Origin of the sequence: Fulvimarina thalattae (assembly GCF_040239565.1) — a bacterium.
GTDB lineage: Bacteria > Pseudomonadota > Alphaproteobacteria > Rhizobiales > Rhizobiaceae > Fulvimarina.
Genome location: NZ_JBEHWS010000012.1, coordinates 107,808 through 126,297, shown reverse-complemented (window position 1 = coordinate 126,297; position 18,490 = coordinate 107,808). Strand labels below are relative to the sequence as shown.

The following is an 18,490-nucleotide window of genomic DNA, read 5'->3' as shown; positions in this document are numbered from 1 at the left end:
ACGTGCGCCGTCATGGGCCGCAGCGTCCGTAACGAGAGACTTGCGGATGACGCCATGACGGCGGTCGATCGAGACATGGTTTTTGTAGCCGAAAGTCGGGATCGCGATGTCGATCTGTTGCTTTTGGCCGTCTTCGGCCGCTTTGGCCTTCGAGAACTTCACCGTCCAGCGGGCATCGATGTCCTTTTGCCTGGCCTTGAACGGCTTGTCCTTCCAGATCTCTTTCGCGCTCTCGCCGGCCTTGATCCGGGCCTTCTCATCCTCTGTATTCCTCTGGCGAGGAGCGGCGACGAGCGTGGCATCGATGATCTGCCCGGACATCGGCAAATAGCCGGCCTCGGTGATCGCCCGATCGAGGCGGGCAAAGATGGCATCGAGCGCATCGGCGGCGATCAGAGCCTCGCGAAAGTCCCACAGGGTGTTGGCGTCGGGGACAGCGTCACCGGGACCCAAACCGCAGAACCGCATCCAGCTCAGCCGGTCCTTCACCAGGAACTCGGTCTGTTCGAGCGAGAGACCGTTCAGCGCTTGAAGCACCAGCATCCTGAACTTCAGAACCGGATCGAAAGGCGGTCTGCCGCCTTTGCTGCGCTCGCCGCGTGGGATCGCCTTGAGCAGTTCGGATCGGAACATCTCGAAATCCACCGTCGCCGCAAGCTTCTCGAGCGGATCGCCCTGTTTGGAGAGCTGAGACAGCCGATCCGAAACATCCCAAAATCCAAACTGACCCGGCATCCGATCCTCCCGACCACCACGACGTCAGTGAATCAGATCACCGCCAAAAACTCCAGTTTCCGGAGACGTCCAGCTGCGTTCAGCGATAGACCATGTCGACATTGTCGAATGCGCCCATGGCGTGGTCTTTGCGAAAGAATTTGTGGTCAGCTTCGAGCCTGTCGGCCGCTTCTTCCGACCACCGGACAAGATCGGCCTTGAAAAGCGCATGGGGACTTGCCGCCGCGATGATTGAGGGTTCGACGTCGTAGTCGATCTGGCCGAGATCGTCGGAGAGGGCGTGAGCCTGTGCCAACGCCGCACCGCAGGTGCGAGCATAGTCCTTCCAGGTGCCGAAGCTCAGCTCGTCGAGGTCGATATCGTCGCGGAACGGCGCGCGCTCGCGGCTCATGAAGCTCGTCCCATCGATTTCGACATCGCCGTAAAAGACGTCGCCGTGGGCAAGCTGCACGGCCTGTCCATGGGCGATGCGATCGGCCTTGTCGCCGGCGCTGAACTGGGTTGGCGGCGCCAAACCGTCGAGAGCCGATTTCCGGGCACGCTTGAACTCGATGATGAGATCGTCGGTCGCGTCCTTGGAAGGGCCTTCGATGAGAATGTAATAGCGCGGCAGGCCCAGCGAGGCCGTTCCCTGGCCATGGCGCATGCAGACATCCTTGACCCTCAACTCTCCGACGCGGTCGAGCTCGGCAAAGCCGTTCCGCTCCGCCAGATCGTTGATCGCCTTCTGGAATTTCTCGATCTCGCCGGAGATCGGCTGAAGCTCGTCACTGGCGCGGAAGCCCCGGCCCGATTCCTTGAGGTAGTCGTCCCAGAGCCACTCCTTCCGCTCTTCCCAGGCTTCTTCGAAGAGGCGCTGGATCACCTTGGGTGAATTGTCCATCCGGTAACTGTCGTTCTTCTCGGTGGCGTGCTCGGCATAGGCCGCCATCGCTTCGAGATAGCCCTTCACAAATTTCTTCACGACCTTGCGCCGCTTCTTGCGACTGAGGCCTCCCGCCTCGCGCGCGCCGATCCAGAAGCCGACGGCACCACGCTTCAGGTCCCATGTGAAGGGCGCGTAGATCGTCTCGTCGAAATCGTTGACACCGAAAATGGGTGCGCCGTGTTCGTCCGGCATGACGCCGAAATTCTCCGGGTGCACATCGCCCAGCGCCATGACGGAGGGCATGTGCGAGTCCTGTCCCACCATGTCGCGGTAAAACAGAAGGGCTGTGCCACGAAAGAACTTGAAGAAGTCGCCGGCAAGCTCGTCGAATTTCACCTGCGCGCCTTGGCTGCGCTGTTCGATCCGCTGGGCATGATCTTCCCGAAGGGTCGAGCGAACATGCTCGCGGCGGGCCTGTCCCCTCAAAAGGACCGGCGGGACTATCTGTTCGCCGGACGTGATCCGGTGGCAAAGATCACGAAAAGCTTCGACTTTCCCACTCGCCTTTCGGGATATCTCGGACGCGTCCAACTTCGTTTCCGTCTTCGTCGTCGACTTTTTCTGTCGCTCGCTCATGGCGCAATTTTCCTTGTCGGGTCAGAGGAGCAACGCGGCCCACCAATTGCCGTTCCGTCAAGGATGTTTGCACCGGTTTGATGCCGATGGTCGGAATTGAGCGATTGATTCAAGATCCCTGCGCCGCAGCGAGAAGCCGCCAAAAATGGCTTCGAGAAGCGGCTATTTTGCGCGTAAGGATTGTGCCGAGCCGACTATGCTATGATATCCTTATGATCGAGTTGCTGTGCACCGGAGAGATTTGATGCCGAGGAATGAATTTGACAGTCGCGATAGCCGGCAGGGCAATCAGCGGCGCAACGTGCTCTATGTTCTCGTGGCCGCCCTTGTTCTCGCGTTTGTTGCCATGACCGCAGTCAACATGTTCGGTGACAACGTTTTCTGACGGGCTGATCGAGCCGCTCCGTTTCGGAAGCGGACCTCAAATCCCAACGCGCTGATGTGACAGGCAGCTGCGTTGGCGGCGCGTGAGTTCGCGTTTCGCTCCAAGATGGCCTGTTTCGCAACCGAAGCTATCGGCCCTCATCATGACGGGTGCCAATCCGCACCGCGTTCGGGCGCTCGATTTCATCGGTATCACGACTGTGGGCATGCACCAGCAAACGCACCATCTGGCGGTCGCCAGCGGGCGCGATCTCCAGTGCGACTGAGCCTGCGTCTTCATTTGACGCACAGGCACTGCTACCCGCTTTGCTCCGCGATCGTATGTCCGGCTGAACCGTCAGTGCCAGACTTCTCCCGCATTGCGCGGACCATCAATTCACGCATGTTCCACATCGGTATCGATGCCGTGCTTTCATCCGGGATCATGCTTTCGATCAGGCCGAGATCGTCGAAGCGCGCAAGGATCTCGGTATCGTTGGAGATGACGTGAAACGGCACGTCGCGAGGCGCATCATCGCCCGTCAGCAGGCGTGCGGGCTGATGATCTCCGAGTACGATGAAGACTGCGTCGTCGCCGAATTCCTCGATGAACGAGCCGATGGTCTCCAGGGAATAATCGATCGAACGGATAAAGTGGTCGCGGATGCTTTCGGGCTCCGACCAGACGACCGAGGGCGGCTCGCCGGACGTCGCCTGTTTATCGAAGATCCGGCCGTCGCCGACATCTTCCCAAGGCACGAGATCGGCGATCGGCGTCCATGGTGCGTGGCTCGAGATGAGGGCGATTTCCGACATGACAGGCCTATCGGAGGTTTCCGCTATGCGCCGTGCTGCCGTCAACGTGAACTGATCAGGCATTGTCACCCAGTTGAATGGCAGGCCTTCGTAGCCGAGGTCGTCGGCAGCGTAGATGGCGTCGTAACCGTAATAGCCTCCCTCCGGCCAATCCATGGTGATCGCCGGCATGACGGCGACCGTCCGCCAGCCATTCTCGCGAAAGAGCGTGTTGAGGCTCTTGCGCTCGCTCGCGATCATCAGGTCGTATCTGTTCTGGTCCGTTGTCGGCAGGCCGGAAAGAAAGGCGCCATGGGCGAGCCAGCTCTGGCCGCCGACCGTTGGTGAGGTGAGCCAGCCGGAGCGCGCGCTATAGCCTGCCGAGGCGAGGGCACCCTCGACCGATTGAAGGCGAGGCGCGATCAAGGCGCGGTAATCTGGATCGGACAGAACCGTTCGGCCATAGGACTCGACGAAGAGGACATAGACGTCCCGGCCTTCGAGCGCCGCGAACAGAGACTCGCTGACGATGTCGTCCAGCGGATCGGCTTCGAGAGCGTCCTGAAAGGCGAGGAGGTCTTTGGAAGATTTCCGGATCAGCGCGATGCGTTCGGTCGCGAAGCGCGCATTGTTTGCAGCGAAGAGCTTCGCACCGCTGCCGCTCTCGCCTGTCGTCATGGCGAGCAAGGAGCCGGCAGCGGCAAGAGCGATAGCGATCGCGCCGATGATCCTGGCGCGCTGGGAAACGAGCCGAGCGGCTCCTGCGAGGCAATAGGCGAGAAGCAGGATGATTGCCGCCCAGGCAGCGAGCGAGGCGATGATGACGGCGAGCGCCTCGGCAAGGCCGACGGTACCGGTGAGGAGGTTCCAGCCGTCGCGCAGGATGATCATATCGAGCAGCGGATTGAACGGCCGTCCGAACGCCGTGTAGGTGCCGAGATCAGCAAGCTTCAGGAACAGAAGTGCGCCCGAGGCAGCCGCGATCACCGTCAGAAGCAGCCGGAAGAGCCAGCCGCGGGCGAGAAGCAGCACTCCCATCGCAACAAGAAGCTCGATGGGAAAGGCGATCTCAGCCGGAATCGGCAGTTGCGAGGGCCGGTCTGGCAGGAGGAGGATCGCCGCAAGCAGAAGACAGCCGGCGGCGAAGCGAAGGGCGCAATTGCCGCGACGGCCGCTCTTTTGCGGTGCATTGGATGTGCCGACAGCTCGCGTCTTCAAGCCGCTTTCTCTCTCATCGTGCCTCTATCGGCCTTGCCATCGCCTCTATTCGTGGCGATCTCTCGGCAACCGAGCCGCCCCATGCCTGAAAGCTTGGGCTTCTGGCGCCGTTTCGACCTGAAAGACCCGTCAACTTGCAATTCCGACCGCTCGTCCTTTTGCGTATCCTCGTGCCGCTCGCATTGTTCGCGGGGCTGCTGGCGGTCGTCGATTTCGGCAAGGCGTTCGATCTCGTTACAGATGCTTCTCAGCTCCCGCTGATCGCCGCGCTGGTGCTGGTACAGGTCCAGATCGTTCTCGCGGCAATCCGCTGGCGCCTCACCGCCGTAAGCCTCGGCCAACCTCTCGGCCTGAAGCGAGCTGTTCGCGAATATTATGGTGCCTCTCTCCTCAACCTTGTTCTTCCCGGCGGCGTTTCCGGTGACGTTGTGCGAATCGCGCGCAATCGTCACGACCAGAACGGGGAGGGCGATTGGGAACGCTCCGCCCATGCCGTCATCCTCGAACGGGCTTCCGGACAGCTTGCGTTTGCTGCGATTGCCGCGGCTGGTCTGGTGCTCTGGGCTGTGAACGGCGAAAGCGCGCCGGACGAGGCGGTGATCGGCGTGAAGACGATCGCGCTGATTGTGGTGGCGTTCGTTGTTGCGTCGATCGTAGCTGCGATGCTGATGCGGGGACGTGTCCGCAAGGCGATCCAGCGTTTCTGGGTCGCGCTGCGTCTCGCCTTTCTGCAGCCGAGGCAGGCGGTGTATCAGCTGATCCTTTCTTTCGCGCTTGTCGCAGCCTATCTCGCCGTCTTCGCCCTCGCGAGTTTCGCTGTGGGCGCGCCGCTCGATCTCTATCAGGTACTTCTCTTCGTTCCGCCGGTCCTTCTTACGATGATCGTGCCGATCTCGGTCGGTGGCTGGGGGGTGCGGGAGGCCGCGGCCGCAGCCTTGTGGCCGCTTGCGGGTTATGCGCCGAGCGTCGGCATTGCCGCGAGTGTGCTCTACGGCCTCGTTTCGACGGTGGGTGCCCTGCCGGGCCTTTTCGCCTTCGATTTCACGCTGCCGCGATGGCTCGAACGACGGACGTCGTAAGAAACTTCGTCTCACCTCGAATTGCCGCGCGCTTCGGAAGAGGAAAGCCGGGCATAGACATCGCCAGAAGCGCCTGACCGGCTGGCCTCCGCGAGAATATCGCGGAAAGCGGGAAGCGGTATCCAGTCTGTGCGCGCGAAATGCTGCGTTTCGCCGATGACGAGATTGCACTCATAGGCGCCGAGGTCGGCGAGCCTGTCGAGGCAGCGCGTGGCGATATCCATCGCCGCGGGAAGATATTCGAAAGCAACCAGTGGAAGCGGCTGAGACAGCCCGTCGAGGATATCGGCTTCGCTTCCCTCGACATCGATCTTGGTAAAGTCCGGCACGCCGTGTTCTGCGATCAGCATGTCGAGGGTGACGACCGGAACTTCGATCATCTCGTCCCAGGCGACGCGTTCGAAACCGGGCGCTGAACCAAGCCGTTCAGGCCAACCCGTAACTGTCGTCGATAAAGTCGGGTGGCGCCGCGAGATGCTCAATTGGGCTATGCCCGCTTCACGGCCTGCCGCCTCGCGGCGCACGGTAATCGCGCGGCCGCGCGCGACCCGATCGAGAATGCCGGCGAAAGCCGGTTGCGGCTCAAGGGCGATAACCCTCGCGCCGGCTTTCGCAAGAGCAAGCGAGCGATTGCCCGCATGGGCGCCGATATCGAAAGCGAGCGAACCGGGGCGAACGAGCGCTTGCATGAATCGGCGCAAGGGGATCACGCGCCAGGGCTGGCCGTGATAGACCAACAGCGACTGGACCAGGCCGAGGCGGGCCGCGAGATTGGACATTATCGACGTCCGCGGTTGCGGAGCGGATACTGTCGAACCTGCGACAGGAGATCGCGGCCGAACGACCAGATCAGAAAGGCGAGGGCGCCAAGCGCGACCAGGTTCGATTCAGGCGGCGTTACGAGGGGCGTGGCCATGATACAGAGCGCCGATACCTGGACTACGCAGACCGCCTTGCGCGCAAAGCTCGGCGCGAGCGCGTTCGGAAGGCGTGGGAACAGCGTATGGATTGCGAGATAGGCATAGCGCATCGCTCCGAGCAGGATCACGAACGCACCTGCCTTGCCGGAGACAAAGGCGAGCACGGAGAGAAGGAGGATGAGCAGGGCGTCGACTTCCATGTCGAAGCGCTGACCGAAGCTCGACTGTGTCCCGTTTCGCCGTGCGGCATAGCCGTCTACGCCATCGAGAAGGAGCGCAAGCGTGGCAATCCCGGCCACAGCCCAGGAGAGCGCCGTTTCGCCTTCGTAGCCGAGCCGACTGGCTTCAATGAGGAATGCCGCGACGATCGCCGTCAGAGCTGCCCGAACGCCTGTTATCATGTTTGCTGCGCCGAACCGCTCATGCGGATGGTTTCGCAGGCCGGCAGCGGCCAGTGCCGCGATCCCGAGATAGACCGTGATCGAGACCGTCACGAAGCGCCAGTCGGAACCGGCAAAATGCATGGCAAGGGGCGCGGTGGCTGCGAGAGCGAGACCGATGACGGAAAAGACAGCCAGCGCCTCGACGAAGAGCGGCCTTATCCTGAATTTGAGACGCCCGCCTTCGTAATGTGCGGTGATCGGCCGTTCGGCCAGTTGGGAGTCGGTCACTTGTTCACCAGAGCCGAAGCGATCGCCGCGACGTCCAGCGCATGGCCGGCTCGCTCCGCCTTTGTGGTCAGGTAGCCGCGATTTTCGTCTGTCACTTCGCCGAGAACGGCAGTGCGACGGGTGACCGCGATACCTGCCTTCTGCAGGAAGGCGGCTTTTGTCGGGTTGTTCGTCAGAAGTTCGACCGAGCTGATGCCAAGCGCGCCGAGCATCGCCACGGCGGCGCCGTAGCGGCGCTGATCCGGCCCGAAGCCGAGGGCCGCATCAGCGTCGATCGTATCGAGACCGTGCGACTGGTAGCCATAGGCGCGCATCTTGGCGCCGATCCCGGTGCCTCGCCCTTCCTGGTCGAGATAGAGAAGAACGCCGCCGCCACGCATGTCGATAAGCCGGAGACCCTCGCGCAGTTGGTCGCCGCAGTCGCATTTCAGCGAGCCGAAAAGATCGCCAGTCAGGCATGACGAGTGGATGCGGATCGGAACCGCGCCGGACAGATCGGGATCGCCGACGACGATCGCGACCTGATCGCGCTGCGACAGGCCGCCGCGAAAGACGACGAATTCGGCCTTTTTCACATCGCGAAGAGGGACCACCGTCCGCGCGACGATCTCGTAGCGCGTCTCGGCGTCGCCTGCCGCCTCGATGTCTTCCACGGCAATTTCCGCTACACCGGCGAAAGCCGGATCAGCCGCATCGATGCGGGCGACGACGAGTGCCGGCAGAAGCAGGGCCAGTCGGGAGAGTTCATTGAGTGCGCTGAGAGATGGCGGCGCGTCCGACCAGGAATCGGGTTGCGGGCTTTCCAGCTCGTAGCCGAGCGCGCAAGCGCGTTCATAGGAAACCTCTTTCAACGGAACGAGCGCGCCATCCGGTGCTTCCAGCTCCAACGCCTGCGCACGTTCCGCTGTTAGAAAGAGTGCGTGTGCTCCGTGAGTGGCCATGCCGAAACGTTCGAAATCCCGCGCTGTCGCGGTGTCGAGCGCGATCGCTACATAGGTTTCGTCGGCATGGAGCATGATCGGCCGACCAAAGCGCAACTCCGCTGCCGCAACCTCACAGTCGCGCCTTGCGGCATCGGACGGGTCGAGAAAGCTCGGTGTTTCCCCGGTCTCGGTCTCGACTGTCTTCAGCATTTTGGAAAATTCCAGGTTCATTCCGTTGTCACAAACTTTGGGAGAGGTAGGTGTGACCGTGCATTTTGACAAATGCGACACTCTGAGACATGTGCGCTGAGACACCCCCCCCCCTCAAAAAACCTTTGTGATAGGTCGTCTGGTTCGATCAACCATCACGTCACCCCCTATTTATCCCACGCATTTTGAAAGAAACCTTCGTGCCTGATCCTGTCTCGTCGAATGCCCTTTGGCTTGAAGCAAGGGATGTTCCCCGCATCCGCACAGCCGAGCTGCCGTCAGTTCGAGAGGGAGAAGCGCTTGTCGTGTCGCGGTTTGGTGCGATCAGCCGCGGGACTGAAAGTCTCGTCAGTGCGGGCGAGGTGCCGCCAAGTGAGTTCGATCGTATGCGCGCACCGTTTCAGTCCGGGGATTTCCCGTTCCCGGTCAGCTATGGTTACAGCGTCGCAGGCATTGTGGCTGACGGACCTGAAGGCTGGTCTGGATCACGGGTTTTTTGCCTTCATCCCCATCAGGATCAATTTGTCGTGCCGGTCGAAGCCTTGCGGCCGATTCCGGATACCGTACCCATGGAGCGCGCCGTTCTGGCGGCGAATATGGAAACGGCGATCAACATCGTCTGGGATGGAAACGTTCAACCGGGAGATCGTGTTGCGGTCGTCGGGGCCGGTGTCGTCGGGCTACTTGCGGCGTTCGTGTCGGCGGCCATTCCCGGCACGCTCACCTATCTGATCGATCACGAACCCTCGAAGGCTGGCGTCGCAAAGGCATTGGGTCTCATTTTCTCCGGCCCCGAAAGCGCACCCGAAGACTGCGACGTCGTGATTCACGCGACCGGATCCGAAGGCGGCCTTACAACGGCGATCGGCGCGGCCGGATTCGAGGGACGGATCGTCGAGGCGAGCTGGTACGGTACCCGCGCCGCAACGATCCCGCTCGGTGCGGCGTTTCACTCGCGCCGCCTCCAGATCGTCAGCAGTCAGGTCGGTCACGTGTCTCCCTCGCATCGCGCTCGCTGGAGCCACTCTCGGCGGCTCGACCTCGCTCTGACGTTTTTGGAAGACCCGCGTCTCGATGTCCTGATATCCGGCGAAACGCCTTTCGCTCAGCTCGCCGACACCTATCTCGAGATCCTGAACGACCGGCAGGTCCTCTGCCATCGCATCCGCTATTGAGGAAGAAGACTTTCCATGTTCGCAGTCGAAGTGACCGACCACATCATGATCGCCCATTCCCTGCCACGCCCGGTGTTCGGCCCGGCGCAGGGTATGCACGGGGCGACGTTCACCGTGGATGCGGCGTTCTTCACCGATGACCTCGACGACAATGGCCTTGCGGTCGATATCGGCGCGGCCAGCGAAATTCTTGGCGACGTCCTCAAGCCGCTAAACTATCAGAATCTCGACGAGATCGCCGAGTTCGAGGGCAAGGTGACGACCACTGAATTCCTCGCGCGGCACATTTTCACGAAGATTGCCGACGCCATTTCAGCCGGCCGTATGGGCGAGGCTGGAGGCCGGGTCGCCAAATTGCGGATACGCCTTCACGAGTCCCAGGTCGCGCGTGCCTGGTACGAGGCCGCTCTTTGAGCCGATCCCTCGTCTTCGCGATACCCGGAGATCTCCAGACGCGAACTGGGGGCTACGGCTACGATCGGCGGATGATTGCGGAATTGGAGAGCCTCGGCTGGGCGGTGCGGCATCTTGAGTTGCCAGCCGGATTTCCCGATCCCTCCGACGACGAGATCGCCGAGACGACACGCCTGTTTGCCGCAATCGAAAACGGTTCGATCGTGCTGGTCGACGGACTGGCCTTCGGCGCTCTACCCGATCTTGCCGAGGCTGAGTCAAACCGGCTGACTCTGGTCGCACTCGTCCATCATCCTCTGTCGATGGAGACCGGCCTGAGTACAGCTCTCGCCGCGAAGCTGAAGGCCGACGAGCGGCGGGCGCTTCGCCACGCGCGCGGCGTCGTCGTGACGAGCCCGGAGACGGGCCGCATTCTGACACGGGACTTCGACGTTACCCCGGATCGGATTACGATCGCCCTGCCGGGCACGGACAAACGACCCGTTCGAACACGTGAAGCTGATGTTCCTCGTATTCTTTCGGTTGGATCGCTGATCCCGCGCAAGGGCCATGATGTTCTGATCGAGGCACTCGGCACCTTGAAGGAGCTTTCCTGGACGTGCCGGATCGTCGGCGGCGCGGATATGGACCCGACTCATGCTGCGGAGCTGAAAACGATGGTCTCGAAGGCCGGATTGGAAGACCGGATCGTCTTCGCCGGCTCGGTGGACGGTCTGGATGAGGAATACCGCGCTGCTGACATTTTCGCCCTCGCCACCCGGTATGAGGGCTACGGCATGGTGTTTGCCGAGGCCTTGTCTCACGGCTTGCCGATCGTTGGCACACGGGGCGGGGCAGTGCCGGACGTGGTGCCCGAAAGTGCGGGCATTCTGATTGAGCCGAACGAGGTTGGTGATTTGGCCGACGCGCTGCGAGAGATGATTTCGCAACCGGACCTGCGTGAACGCTTCGCTGCTGGAGCCATTGAGGCAGCCGAAGCTCTCCCAAGCTGGCGCGATTCGGCGTCCGTTATCGACACGGTACTGCGGAGGCTCGCCTGATGAGCGGTTTCGAAGCCGATTGGCTGACCCTGCGCGAACCGGCTGACCGACGTGCTCGCGACGGCGCGCTGCTGAAAGCCGCTGCCGAGTATGCAGGACGCTCGTCCGGCCCTGTCGTCGATATCGGCTGCGGCACCGGATCGACATTCCGGGCACTCAATCCGCTATTGCCGGATAATCAGTCGTGGGTTTTCGTCGACGACGATCCGCTTCTGCTCGAACGCGCGCGAACGGCCCTGCCGGAAGAGGCTCGAACGCGCGTGACGATGCGCCGAGCCAATCTTGCCGAGCCGGCCGAAGGTATCTTCTCAGGTGCTGCTCTTGTGACCGCCTCGGCATTCTTCGATCTCGTTTCTGCCGACTATATTGCCGGCTTCGCCCAAGCCCTGCGCCGGAATGCCGTCGATCTCTACGCCGCACTGACTGTCGACGGGCGGATCACGTGGGAGCGGCCGCACGCGTTGGACAAAGCGATCGTATCAGCCTTCAAGGGCGACCAGGGGAAAGACAAGGGTTTTGGGGCCGGCCTCGGCGGTGATGCGGCCGAGGTACTCGAGAACGCCTTTCGGTCGGAAGGCTTCGAAGTTCGTTCAGCCATGAGCGATTGGGTCCTCGGGTCGGACGATGTCGGCCTTCAGGATGCCTTTCATCACGGCTTTGCCGAGCCGGCCCGAGAGCAACTCGGAGCCGGCGAAATCGAAAAGTGGCTGTCGTTCCGTGCCTCTGCCGCGCGCGACGGCGCGACAGTGCGCGTCGGCCATCGCGATTGCCTCGCCCTGACCTCCGATTGAGGCAGTAAGCCCTTACGTCATCCGGTAGAGAGTTCCGTCCCGCTTCAATACGTGATGCTGCAGGATGCCGCCCATATGAAGGGCGAAAAGCACGAGGATCGCGTAGCCGAGTGTGACATGGATGGTCATGAAGATGCCGGCGAGTGCTTCGTTTTTTCCGACAGGATCAGGGATCGGGATCACGCCGAAGAGATCGAGGGGAAATCCGAAGGCGTTGGTCGCGAGGAAACCGAAGACCGGCATGGCGATCAGCGCCACGTAGAGCAGGACATGAACCGTATCGGCGATCCGCTTTTGCCATAGTGGCAGAGGCGGATGGGCCGGCGCGCCGCGAACGAGCCGGATCGCCAGCCGCGCCAGCATGATCCAGAAGATCAGGAAGCCAAAGGACTCGTGCAGGAGGTAGAAGGTCATCTTGTCGTCTTCGGCGATGAACTTGATGACCATGCCGAGAGGCCACACCGCGAGCACCATGATCGCGACGATCCAGTGAAAGATCCGCACGACCGGCGCATAGCGCACCTCTTGAGGCAGCCCTTCCGCAACGCCGTTTTCGTCGTAGATCGTATGGTCCATAGGCTGATGCGGGTCCTTCGATAGCGTGCGGCTGGGCAAGTCTCGTGTTTGGCGGCCGAAGCGTCAAGCTTTATGGCGCGGAACGGCCAGCCGATGAAATTCGGCAGTAACCAAACGGCAGACTTGAACGCAATGTCGTCTCGAGAAAATCAAGAAGAGTGCTGCTGTTCTCGCTGGAAAGGATTTTTTGCAGGGCCGAATCTGAGTTTATGAAACTAATAGAAGGCCTGCCGTTTATATCTCGGTGAAACTGCAATTCTGGGCGGTTGAAAGAGCGCTAACGAAGCGGCCTTCAATCTTACTGCCTATTACCGGCACTGATTCATGGTTCATCGCTGGCCGAGCCAAATGCCACGGCGCCGCATCGCCCATCTTATATGTCACTCATCGAAGATCTGTTCTGAGGTCTCGATCGGCGTAAAATGCAGATCGATCGGAAGGTGAAGGGCGTTAGCTCTCGGACAAATGTCGTCCAGGCGCTACATTTTGCGCGAGTAAAGTTTCCTCCAAAAAATCCGAGCTATCTGGTACAGCGTATGCGGCAAGCTGGTATAGCGGATGCGGTCAGATACAAGCGCAGAGCGAGCGATGACGACGGAACCGATCCGAAACATGGAAGAGTTTGCCGCTCGATGCGGCGTTTCGCGGCCGACGGTATCCAAGTACTTCAACGATCCGGCAAGCGTCCGACCGGGTGTTCGGGATCGGATCGAAAAGGCGATCGCGCGGTATCAGTTCCGGCCCAATATGTACGCCGTCAACCAGAACCGCCGGCTCACCAAGACGATCGGTATTGTCGTTCCTTATCTTGCCGATCCGTTCTTCGCAGAAATATCGCGATACATCGAGAACCGGGTCATAGAGGCGGGCTTTTCACCTTCACTGTTCAGTTCTCACGGCTCCCAGGAGCTTGAAAGCGAAGCTCTCGATACGCTCAGAGCCATGAAGGCGTCTGGTCTTTTGTTTGCGCCGCTCGGCCTCTTGTCGGACCGCGCCGCGATCGAGCGCTTCACGAAAACGGTTCCGACGGTTCTCTTCGACAGCAATCTGGATGGCTTCGGTGCGGCCTATGTCGGGCTGAACAACGCCCAATCGGTTCCGATGATGGTCGAGCATCTCTGCCGCACGGGCAGCGCGCCGTGCTTCGTTGAGATGCCGCCGGTCAATCCAAACGTCGACAACCGCCGGCATGCCTATGTTTCGGCCATGGAAAGGCTCGGTCATGAACCGCAGGTGATCCGGATCGATGGAAGCGACTGGAATTTCGAGGAGATCGGTTTTCGTGAGGGAGGGGCCCTTATCGCTGAGGGTCGCCTGCCGTCGACGACCGTTCTATGCAGTAATGATCGCCTTGCGATCGGACTTCTTGCGGCGGCCTACGAACAGGGCAAGCGCGTTGGAACAGGTTCGGACTGCGATCTGAGGATCGCCGGCCACGACGACCATCCCTTCTCGCGCTTCACGTGCCCGGCACTCACGACCGTTGCCCAGGATTACGACGCGATTTCCTCGCACAGCGTCGAAACGCTAATCGCGCTGATCGAGGGCGGTCGAGCACAGGTGCCCCGAGCCGAAACCCGTTACGAAGGCCGCTTGGTGGTTCGAAAATCGGCATAAATTTTTACGCGCGTAAAAATACATTGCATTCATTATCTTTCAGGTCTAACGTTGCGTTGTCTCTCGAAACTCGAGAGTTCAAACGGGAGGAATTCATGACATTTCATGCACGTGGCCTCGTCGGCGCGGCGACCCTTTCGCTGCTCGCATCGACCGCCCTCGCTCAGGAAACCACAATCACCGTCGGAACCGTCAACAACTCCGACATGGTCCGCATGCAGGGCCTGACGAGCGATTTCGAAGAGAAGAACCCGGGCATCAAGGTGAACTGGGTTACGCTCGAAGAGAACATCCTGCGCCAGCGCGTCACGACCGATATCGCCACGAGCGGCGGTCAGTTCGACGTCATGACCATCGGCACCTACGAGGTTCCGATCTGGGCCAAGCAGGATTGGCTCGCATCCCTCGACCAACTTGGCGACGACTACGACAAGGACGATCTGATCCCTTCGATCCGGAATGCGCTTTCGGTCGAGGATAATCTCTACGCCGCGCCATTCTATGCCGAGAGCGTTCTGACCCTTTACCGCAAGGATCTGTTCGAGGAAGCGGGCCTCGAAATGCCCGAGCAGCCGACCTGGGACTTCATCGCGGAAGCCGCCGAAAAAACCGCCGACAAGGACGCCGGCGTCTACGGCATCTGCCTGCGTGGCAAGCCCGGCTGGGGTGAGAACATGGGCTTCCTCGGCAATATGGCACGCGAGTTCGGCGCGAACTATTTCGACGCCGATTGGCAGCCGCAGTTTGAATCGGAAGGCTGGAAGAAGGCGATCACGCTCTACGTCGACCTGATGACCAAATATGGTCCCCCGGGTGCCGCCTCGAACGGGTTCAACGAGAACCTCTCGCTGTTCGGCCAAGGCAAATGCGCCATGTGGATCGACGCTTCGGTCGCCGCCTCCTTTGTGACCGACCCCGAGCAGAGCCAGGTTCCCGACCAGGTCGGCTTCGGCGCGGCTCCATGCGGTACGTCCGACTGCCCGAATTCCGGCTACAACTGGCTCTGGGCCTGGTCGCTGGCTGTGCCGAATGGCTCGCAGAAGCAGGAAGCGGCTCAGAAGTTCATCAGCTGGGCGACGTCCAAGGAATACACCCAGCTCGTCGCCGAGAAGGAAGGCTGGGCCAACGTGCCACCGGGTACGCGCCAGTCGCTCTACGAGAACCAGGAATATCTCGACGCTGCACCGTTTGCTCAGGCGACGATCGATGCCATCAATTCGGCTGATCCGGAGCCGACCGACAACAAGCCGTATTACGGTCTGCAGTTTGCGGCGATCCCGGAATTCCAGGGCATTGGTACAGCCGTCGGCCAGCAGATGGCATCCGCTCTCTCCGGTTCGACATCGGTCGATCAGGCTCTGAGCCAGGCGCAGGCGATCGCGACCCGCGAGCTGACCCGCGGCGGCTACATGGAATAAGCCGAAATCGGCTTGAAGGCATCCCGGGCGGCACTGTTCCGCCCGGGGCTTCGGCGATCGGGAGGATAAGCCGAAGCAGTCGGACTGTCGTTCGAGGCCATATTTCGAACGCCTGTGCGAAGACCAGGCGAACGCGTGCCGCATGTATTCGGGTCGATCCTGTCGATGGCCCGCCACCACGGCCAGGTTCAACCTACGCGGTCCCGGCTTTACCGTCTTTACCTCCCTGCAAATTCACCGGACCCAGCGGCACCGAAAATGGCGCCGAGACGCGGGGGGAAGATCATGGCGACACGCAATACGAGCAAGTTGGCGCGGGCGATGATGGCGCCCTCGGTGATTGCGCTGCTCATCTGGATGATCGTCCCGCTGGCGATGACGCTGTATTACTCGACGCTCGGGTACAGCCTCTACAATCCGATTTCGACGCCCTTCGTCGGCTTCGACAACTACACCTACTTCCTCACTGACCCGACCTTTGTCGCGGCACTGACCAACACCTTGGTCCTCGTTATCGGCGTGCTGATCATCACGGTCGGAGGCGGTATCCTGATCGCGCTTTTGCTCGATCAGGATATCTACGGCGTCAATGTCGTGCGCCTTCTCGTCATTGCGCCCTTCTTCGTCATGCCGACGGTCGCCGCGCTTGTCTGGAAGAACATGATGATGAACCCGGTCTACGGTGTGATCGGGCAGGTGATGTCGGGCATCGGGCTGACGCCGGTCGACTGGATGACGGACGTGCCGCTCACTTCGATCATCATCATCGTCGCATGGCAGTGGCTACCCTTCGCGACCCTCATCCTGCTCACCTCTCTGCAATCGCTCTCTGCCGATCAGAAGGAGGCGGCGGAGATGGATGGGGCAGGGGCCTTCTCGATCTTCTGGTACATCACGCTGCCTCATATGAGCCGCGCGATCACCGTTGTGATCCTCATCCAGACGATCTTCCTGCTCTCGATCTTCGCGGAAATTCTCGTGACGACGAATGGCGGGCCTGGATCGCAGTCCACCAACATCACTTATCTCGTCTATCAGCAGGCGATCTCCTTCGGCGACATCGGCGCCGCATCCGCCGGCGGTATCGTCGCCGTCATCCTCGCCAACATCGTCGCGATCTTCTTGATCAAGGCGATCGGCAAGAACCTCGACGCGTAAGGGAGGAGCATCGTCATGGCGCGCCAAGTTTCCAAGCAACGCAAGATCGGCATGACCGTCCTCGCATGGGCCGTCGGCCTCCTGATCTTCTTCCCGATCCTCTGGACGTTCCTGACCTCGTTCAAGACCGAACTTGCGGCCATCTCGACCCCGCCGCAGTTCCTGCTCTTCGATTGGACGACGGAGAATTACGAGACGATCAACAGCCAGGCGAACTACTTCCATTTCATGGCCAATTCCATCTATCTGGCGCTCGGATCGACGCTTCTTGGCCTGCTTTTCGCCATTCCGGCGGCCTGGGCGATGGCCTTTTCGCCAACGCCCCGCACCAAGGACATCCTCCTCTGGATGCTGTCCACCAAGATGCTTCCGGCGGTTGGCGTCTACATCCCGATCTATCTGCTCTTCATCAATCTGGGCCTCCTCGACTCGCGCTTCGGCCTGATCATCGTGCTCTTCCTGATCAATCTGCCGATCATGGTCTGGATGCTCTATACCTATTTCAAGGAAATTCCGGTCGACATCCTGGAAGCTGCCCGCATGGACGGAGCGTCGCTCAGGCAGGAAATCACCCAGGTGCTGACGCCGATGGCAGTGCCGGGCATCGCATCGACGGTTCTGCTCAACGTCATCCTCGCCTGGAACGAGGCGTTCTGGACGCTGAATCTGACGACCACTGACGCGGCGCCGCTGACCGCGTTCATCGCCTCTTATTCATCGCCTCAGGGCAACTTCTACGCCAAGCTTTCCGCTGCCTCGATGCTGGCGATCGCGCCGATCCTCGTGGTCGGCTGGTTCAGCCAGAAACAGCTCGTCCGCGGCCTCACCTTCGGTGCCGTCAAGTAAAGGATCAGACCAATGGGCAAAATTCAACTGAAAAGCGTCACCAAGGCGTTTGGCGGCGTGAAGGTCATCCCGGATCTCGATCTCGATATCGAAGATGGCGAGTTCGTCGTCTTCGTCGGGCCTTCGGGCTGCGGCAAGTCAACGCTGCTGCGGCTGATCGCGGGTCTGGAAGACACGACCTCGGGCACGATCGTGATCGACGGCAAGGACGCGACCAACCTTCCGCCGGCCCAGCGCCGACTTGCGATGGTGTTCCAGTCCTACGCGCTCTACCCGCATATGAGCGTCAGGAAGAACATCGCCTTTCCGCTGAAGATGGCGGGAATGGACAAGCAGGAGATCGACAAGCGCGTCGATAACGCGGCGAAGATCCTGAACCTCTCCGACTATATCGACCGGCGACCGGGCCAGCTTTCGGGCGGCCAGCGCCAGCGTGTCGCGATCGGCCGGGCGATCGTGCGCGAGCCGGCGGCCTTCCTGTTCGACGAGCCGCTGTCGAACCTAGACGCGGCGCTACGCGTCGGCATGCGGCTCGAAATCTCAGAGCTGCACCAGCGGCTCAAGACGACCATGATCTACGTCACCCATGATCAGGTCGAGGCGATGACCATGGCTGACAAGATTGTCGTCCTGCGCGCCGGCAATATCGAGCAGGTCGGCTCACCGCTCGAGCTATACAGCCAGCCGCGAAACACGTTCGTCGCCGGCTTCATCGGCTCACCGAAAATGAACCTGATGGGCGGCTCCGACGCCAGGAATCACGATGCCGAAACGATCGGCGTGCGGCCTGAACATATCGATCTTTCCCAGTCGGATGGGCAGTGGAAAGGTGAGGTGAAGGTCTCTGAGCACCTCGGCTCGGATACGTTCCTGCATGTCCAGACCAAAGACCACCAGGAGCCCCTAACCGTGCGTGCAGGCGGCGAATTTCCGGTCCATGCAGGTGACACGGTCTACATGACGCCGCAGCAGGACAAGATCCACCGTTTCGACGGCAAGGGATTGGCGCTGCGCTGAGCGTACTTTCCGTGTGCTGG

General features: G+C 60.9%; 18 protein-coding genes. 11 read left to right on the top strand and 7 right to left on the bottom strand.

Going from position 1 to position 18,490, the window contains the following annotated elements; all coding sequences use genetic code 11:
- Both ABRA89_RS15395 and ABRA89_RS15390 read right to left on the bottom strand, forming a co-directional pair.
- Positions 1-735, bottom strand: a 735-nt coding sequence (locus tag ABRA89_RS15395) for a transposase (RefSeq protein WP_349942370.1), incomplete at its 3' end; no start/stop codon positions are given.
- A 79-nt stretch (positions 736-814) separates the two neighbouring features.
- On the bottom strand, positions 815-2,239 hold the full coding sequence (locus ABRA89_RS15390) for a DUF2252 domain-containing protein (protein ID WP_349942369.1): 1,425 nt from the start codon (positions 2,237-2,239) through the stop codon (positions 815-817).
- A 527-nt stretch (positions 2,240-2,766) separates the two neighbouring features.
- On the opposite strand from ABRA89_RS15390, the gene ABRA89_RS15385 reads away from it, so the two are divergent.
- Positions 2,767-2,889, top strand: coding sequence for a hypothetical protein (locus tag ABRA89_RS15385; protein WP_349942368.1), 123 nt, complete (start codon positions 2,767-2,769; stop codon positions 2,887-2,889).
- A 31-nt stretch (positions 2,890-2,920) separates the two neighbouring features.
- On the opposite strand, the gene ABRA89_RS15380 is transcribed toward ABRA89_RS15385, so the two are convergent.
- Complete coding sequence (locus ABRA89_RS15380) at positions 2,921-4,615, bottom strand: sulfatase-like hydrolase/transferase (protein ID WP_349942367.1); 1,695 nt, start codon at positions 4,613-4,615, stop codon at positions 2,921-2,923.
- A 134-nt stretch (positions 4,616-4,749) separates the two neighbouring features.
- Between ABRA89_RS15380 and ABRA89_RS15375 the strand changes: the two genes are divergently transcribed.
- Positions 4,750-5,694, top strand: coding sequence for a lysylphosphatidylglycerol synthase transmembrane domain-containing protein (locus ABRA89_RS15375; protein ID WP_349942366.1), 945 nt, complete (start codon positions 4,750-4,752; stop codon positions 5,692-5,694).
- 11 nt (positions 5,695-5,705) lie between these two features.
- On the opposite strand, the gene ABRA89_RS15370 is transcribed toward ABRA89_RS15375, so the two are convergent.
- From ABRA89_RS15370 to ribA, 3 genes are read right to left on the bottom strand one after another with little or no spacing between them, the layout of a single operon-like run.
- Positions 5,706-6,473: an FkbM family methyltransferase gene (locus ABRA89_RS15370; RefSeq protein WP_349942365.1), complete on the bottom strand. Its 768-nt coding sequence runs from the start codon at positions 6,471-6,473 to the stop codon at positions 5,706-5,708.
- The gene (locus ABRA89_RS15365) at positions 6,473-7,285 is read right to left on the bottom strand and encodes a CDP-alcohol phosphatidyltransferase family protein (protein ID WP_349942363.1); all 813 of its coding nucleotides are present in this window, start codon (positions 7,283-7,285) and stop codon (positions 6,473-6,475) included. The genes ABRA89_RS15370 and ABRA89_RS15365 overlap by 1 nt, the downstream gene beginning before the upstream one ends.
- Positions 7,282-8,418 carry a GTP cyclohydrolase II RibA gene (gene ribA, locus ABRA89_RS15360; protein ID WP_349942362.1) on the bottom strand — a complete coding sequence of 379 codons (1,137 nt, stop codon included), beginning with the start codon at positions 8,416-8,418 and terminating at the stop codon, positions 7,282-7,284. Before ribA ends, ABRA89_RS15365 begins: the two co-directional genes overlap by 4 nt.
- Positions 8,419-8,618: 200 nt before the next feature.
- Here ribA and ABRA89_RS15355 point away from each other — a divergent pair, with 200 nt between their 5' ends.
- The 4 genes from ABRA89_RS15355 to ABRA89_RS15340 are packed head-to-tail and all read left to right on the top strand — an operon-like array spanning position 8,619 to position 11,838.
- Positions 8,619-9,593 (top strand): zinc-dependent alcohol dehydrogenase, encoded by a 975-nt coding sequence (locus ABRA89_RS15355; RefSeq protein WP_349942361.1) that lies wholly within the window; start codon positions 8,619-8,621, stop codon positions 9,591-9,593.
- Positions 9,594-9,608: 15 nt separating this feature from the next.
- The gene (locus tag ABRA89_RS15350) at positions 9,609-10,007 is read left to right on the top strand and encodes a 6-pyruvoyl trahydropterin synthase family protein (RefSeq protein WP_349942360.1); all 399 of its coding nucleotides are present in this window, start codon (positions 9,609-9,611) and stop codon (positions 10,005-10,007) included.
- A complete protein-coding gene (locus tag ABRA89_RS15345) occupies positions 10,004-11,047 on the top strand; it encodes a glycosyltransferase family 4 protein (RefSeq protein WP_349942359.1) in 1,044 nt (347 codons plus the stop codon). Before ABRA89_RS15350 ends, ABRA89_RS15345 begins: the two co-directional genes overlap by 4 nt.
- Positions 11,047-11,838 carry a class I SAM-dependent methyltransferase gene (locus tag ABRA89_RS15340; protein WP_349942358.1) on the top strand — a complete coding sequence of 264 codons (792 nt, stop codon included), beginning with the start codon at positions 11,047-11,049 and terminating at the stop codon, positions 11,836-11,838. Before ABRA89_RS15345 ends, ABRA89_RS15340 begins: the two co-directional genes overlap by 1 nt.
- 12 nt (positions 11,839-11,850) lie before the next feature.
- Here the strand turns inward: ABRA89_RS15340 and ABRA89_RS15335 are convergent, their stop codons facing one another.
- Positions 11,851-12,414, bottom strand: a complete 564-nt coding sequence (locus ABRA89_RS15335) for a cytochrome b (protein ID WP_349942357.1) — start codon at positions 12,412-12,414, stop codon at positions 11,851-11,853.
- 588 nt (positions 12,415-13,002) lie between these two features.
- Between ABRA89_RS15335 and ABRA89_RS15330 the strand changes: the two genes are divergently transcribed.
- The 5 genes from ABRA89_RS15330 to ABRA89_RS15310 all read left to right on the top strand — a co-directional run bounded on the left by ABRA89_RS15330 (position 13,003) and on the right by ABRA89_RS15310 (position 18,470).
- Positions 13,003-14,031 (top strand): LacI family DNA-binding transcriptional regulator, encoded by a 1,029-nt coding sequence (locus ABRA89_RS15330; protein ID WP_349942356.1) that lies wholly within the window; start codon positions 13,003-13,005, stop codon positions 14,029-14,031.
- A gap of 95 nt (positions 14,032-14,126) precedes the next feature.
- On the top strand, positions 14,127-15,449 hold the full coding sequence (locus tag ABRA89_RS15325; RefSeq protein ID WP_349942355.1) for an ABC transporter substrate-binding protein: 1,323 nt from the start codon (positions 14,127-14,129) through the stop codon (positions 15,447-15,449).
- 285 nt (positions 15,450-15,734) lie between these two features.
- Entirely contained in the window at positions 15,735-16,607 is an 873-nt protein-coding gene (locus ABRA89_RS15320) for a carbohydrate ABC transporter permease (RefSeq protein WP_349942354.1), read from the top strand.
- A 15-nt stretch (positions 16,608-16,622) separates the two neighbouring features.
- Entirely contained in the window at positions 16,623-17,453 is an 831-nt protein-coding gene (locus ABRA89_RS15315) for a carbohydrate ABC transporter permease (protein ID WP_349942353.1), read from the top strand.
- Between the two features lie 12 nt (positions 17,454-17,465).
- A complete protein-coding gene (locus tag ABRA89_RS15310) occupies positions 17,466-18,470 on the top strand; it encodes an ABC transporter ATP-binding protein (RefSeq protein WP_349942352.1) in 1,005 nt (334 codons plus the stop codon).
- Positions 18,471-18,490: the final 20 nt, after the last annotated feature.

What these genes read in the sequence shown, in the direction of transcription:
- ABRA89_RS15390 (WP_349942369.1), bottom strand. Translation starts at nt 2,239, where the DNA reads ATGAGCGAGCGACAGAAAAAGTCGACGACGAAGACGGAAACGAAGTTG.
- ABRA89_RS15385 (WP_349942368.1), top strand. Translation starts at nt 2,767, where the DNA reads ATGACGGGTGCCAATCCGCACCGCGTTCGGGCGCTCGATTTCATCGGT.
- ABRA89_RS15370 (WP_349942365.1), bottom strand. Translation starts at nt 6,473, where the DNA reads ATGTCCAATCTCGCGGCCCGCCTCGGCCTGGTCCAGTCGCTGTTGGTC.
- ribA (WP_349942362.1), bottom strand. Translation starts at nt 8,418, where the DNA reads ATGCTGAAGACAGTCGAGACCGAGACCGGGGAAACACCGAGCTTTCTC.
- ABRA89_RS15350 (WP_349942360.1), top strand. Translation starts at nt 9,609, where the DNA reads ATGTTCGCAGTCGAAGTGACCGACCACATCATGATCGCCCATTCCCTG.
- ABRA89_RS15340 (WP_349942358.1), top strand. Translation starts at nt 11,047, where the DNA reads ATGAGCGGTTTCGAAGCCGATTGGCTGACCCTGCGCGAACCGGCTGAC.
- ABRA89_RS15335 (WP_349942357.1), bottom strand. Translation starts at nt 12,414, where the DNA reads ATGGACCATACGATCTACGACGAAAACGGCGTTGCGGAAGGGCTGCCT.
- ABRA89_RS15330 (WP_349942356.1), top strand. Translation starts at nt 13,003, where the DNA reads ATGACGACGGAACCGATCCGAAACATGGAAGAGTTTGCCGCTCGATGC.
- ABRA89_RS15325 (WP_349942355.1), top strand. Translation starts at nt 14,127, where the DNA reads ATGACATTTCATGCACGTGGCCTCGTCGGCGCGGCGACCCTTTCGCTG.
- ABRA89_RS15320 (WP_349942354.1), top strand. Translation starts at nt 15,735, where the DNA reads ATGGCGACACGCAATACGAGCAAGTTGGCGCGGGCGATGATGGCGCCC.
- ABRA89_RS15315 (WP_349942353.1), top strand. Translation starts at nt 16,623, where the DNA reads ATGGCGCGCCAAGTTTCCAAGCAACGCAAGATCGGCATGACCGTCCTC.
- ABRA89_RS15310 (WP_349942352.1), top strand. Translation starts at nt 17,466, where the DNA reads ATGGGCAAAATTCAACTGAAAAGCGTCACCAAGGCGTTTGGCGGCGTG.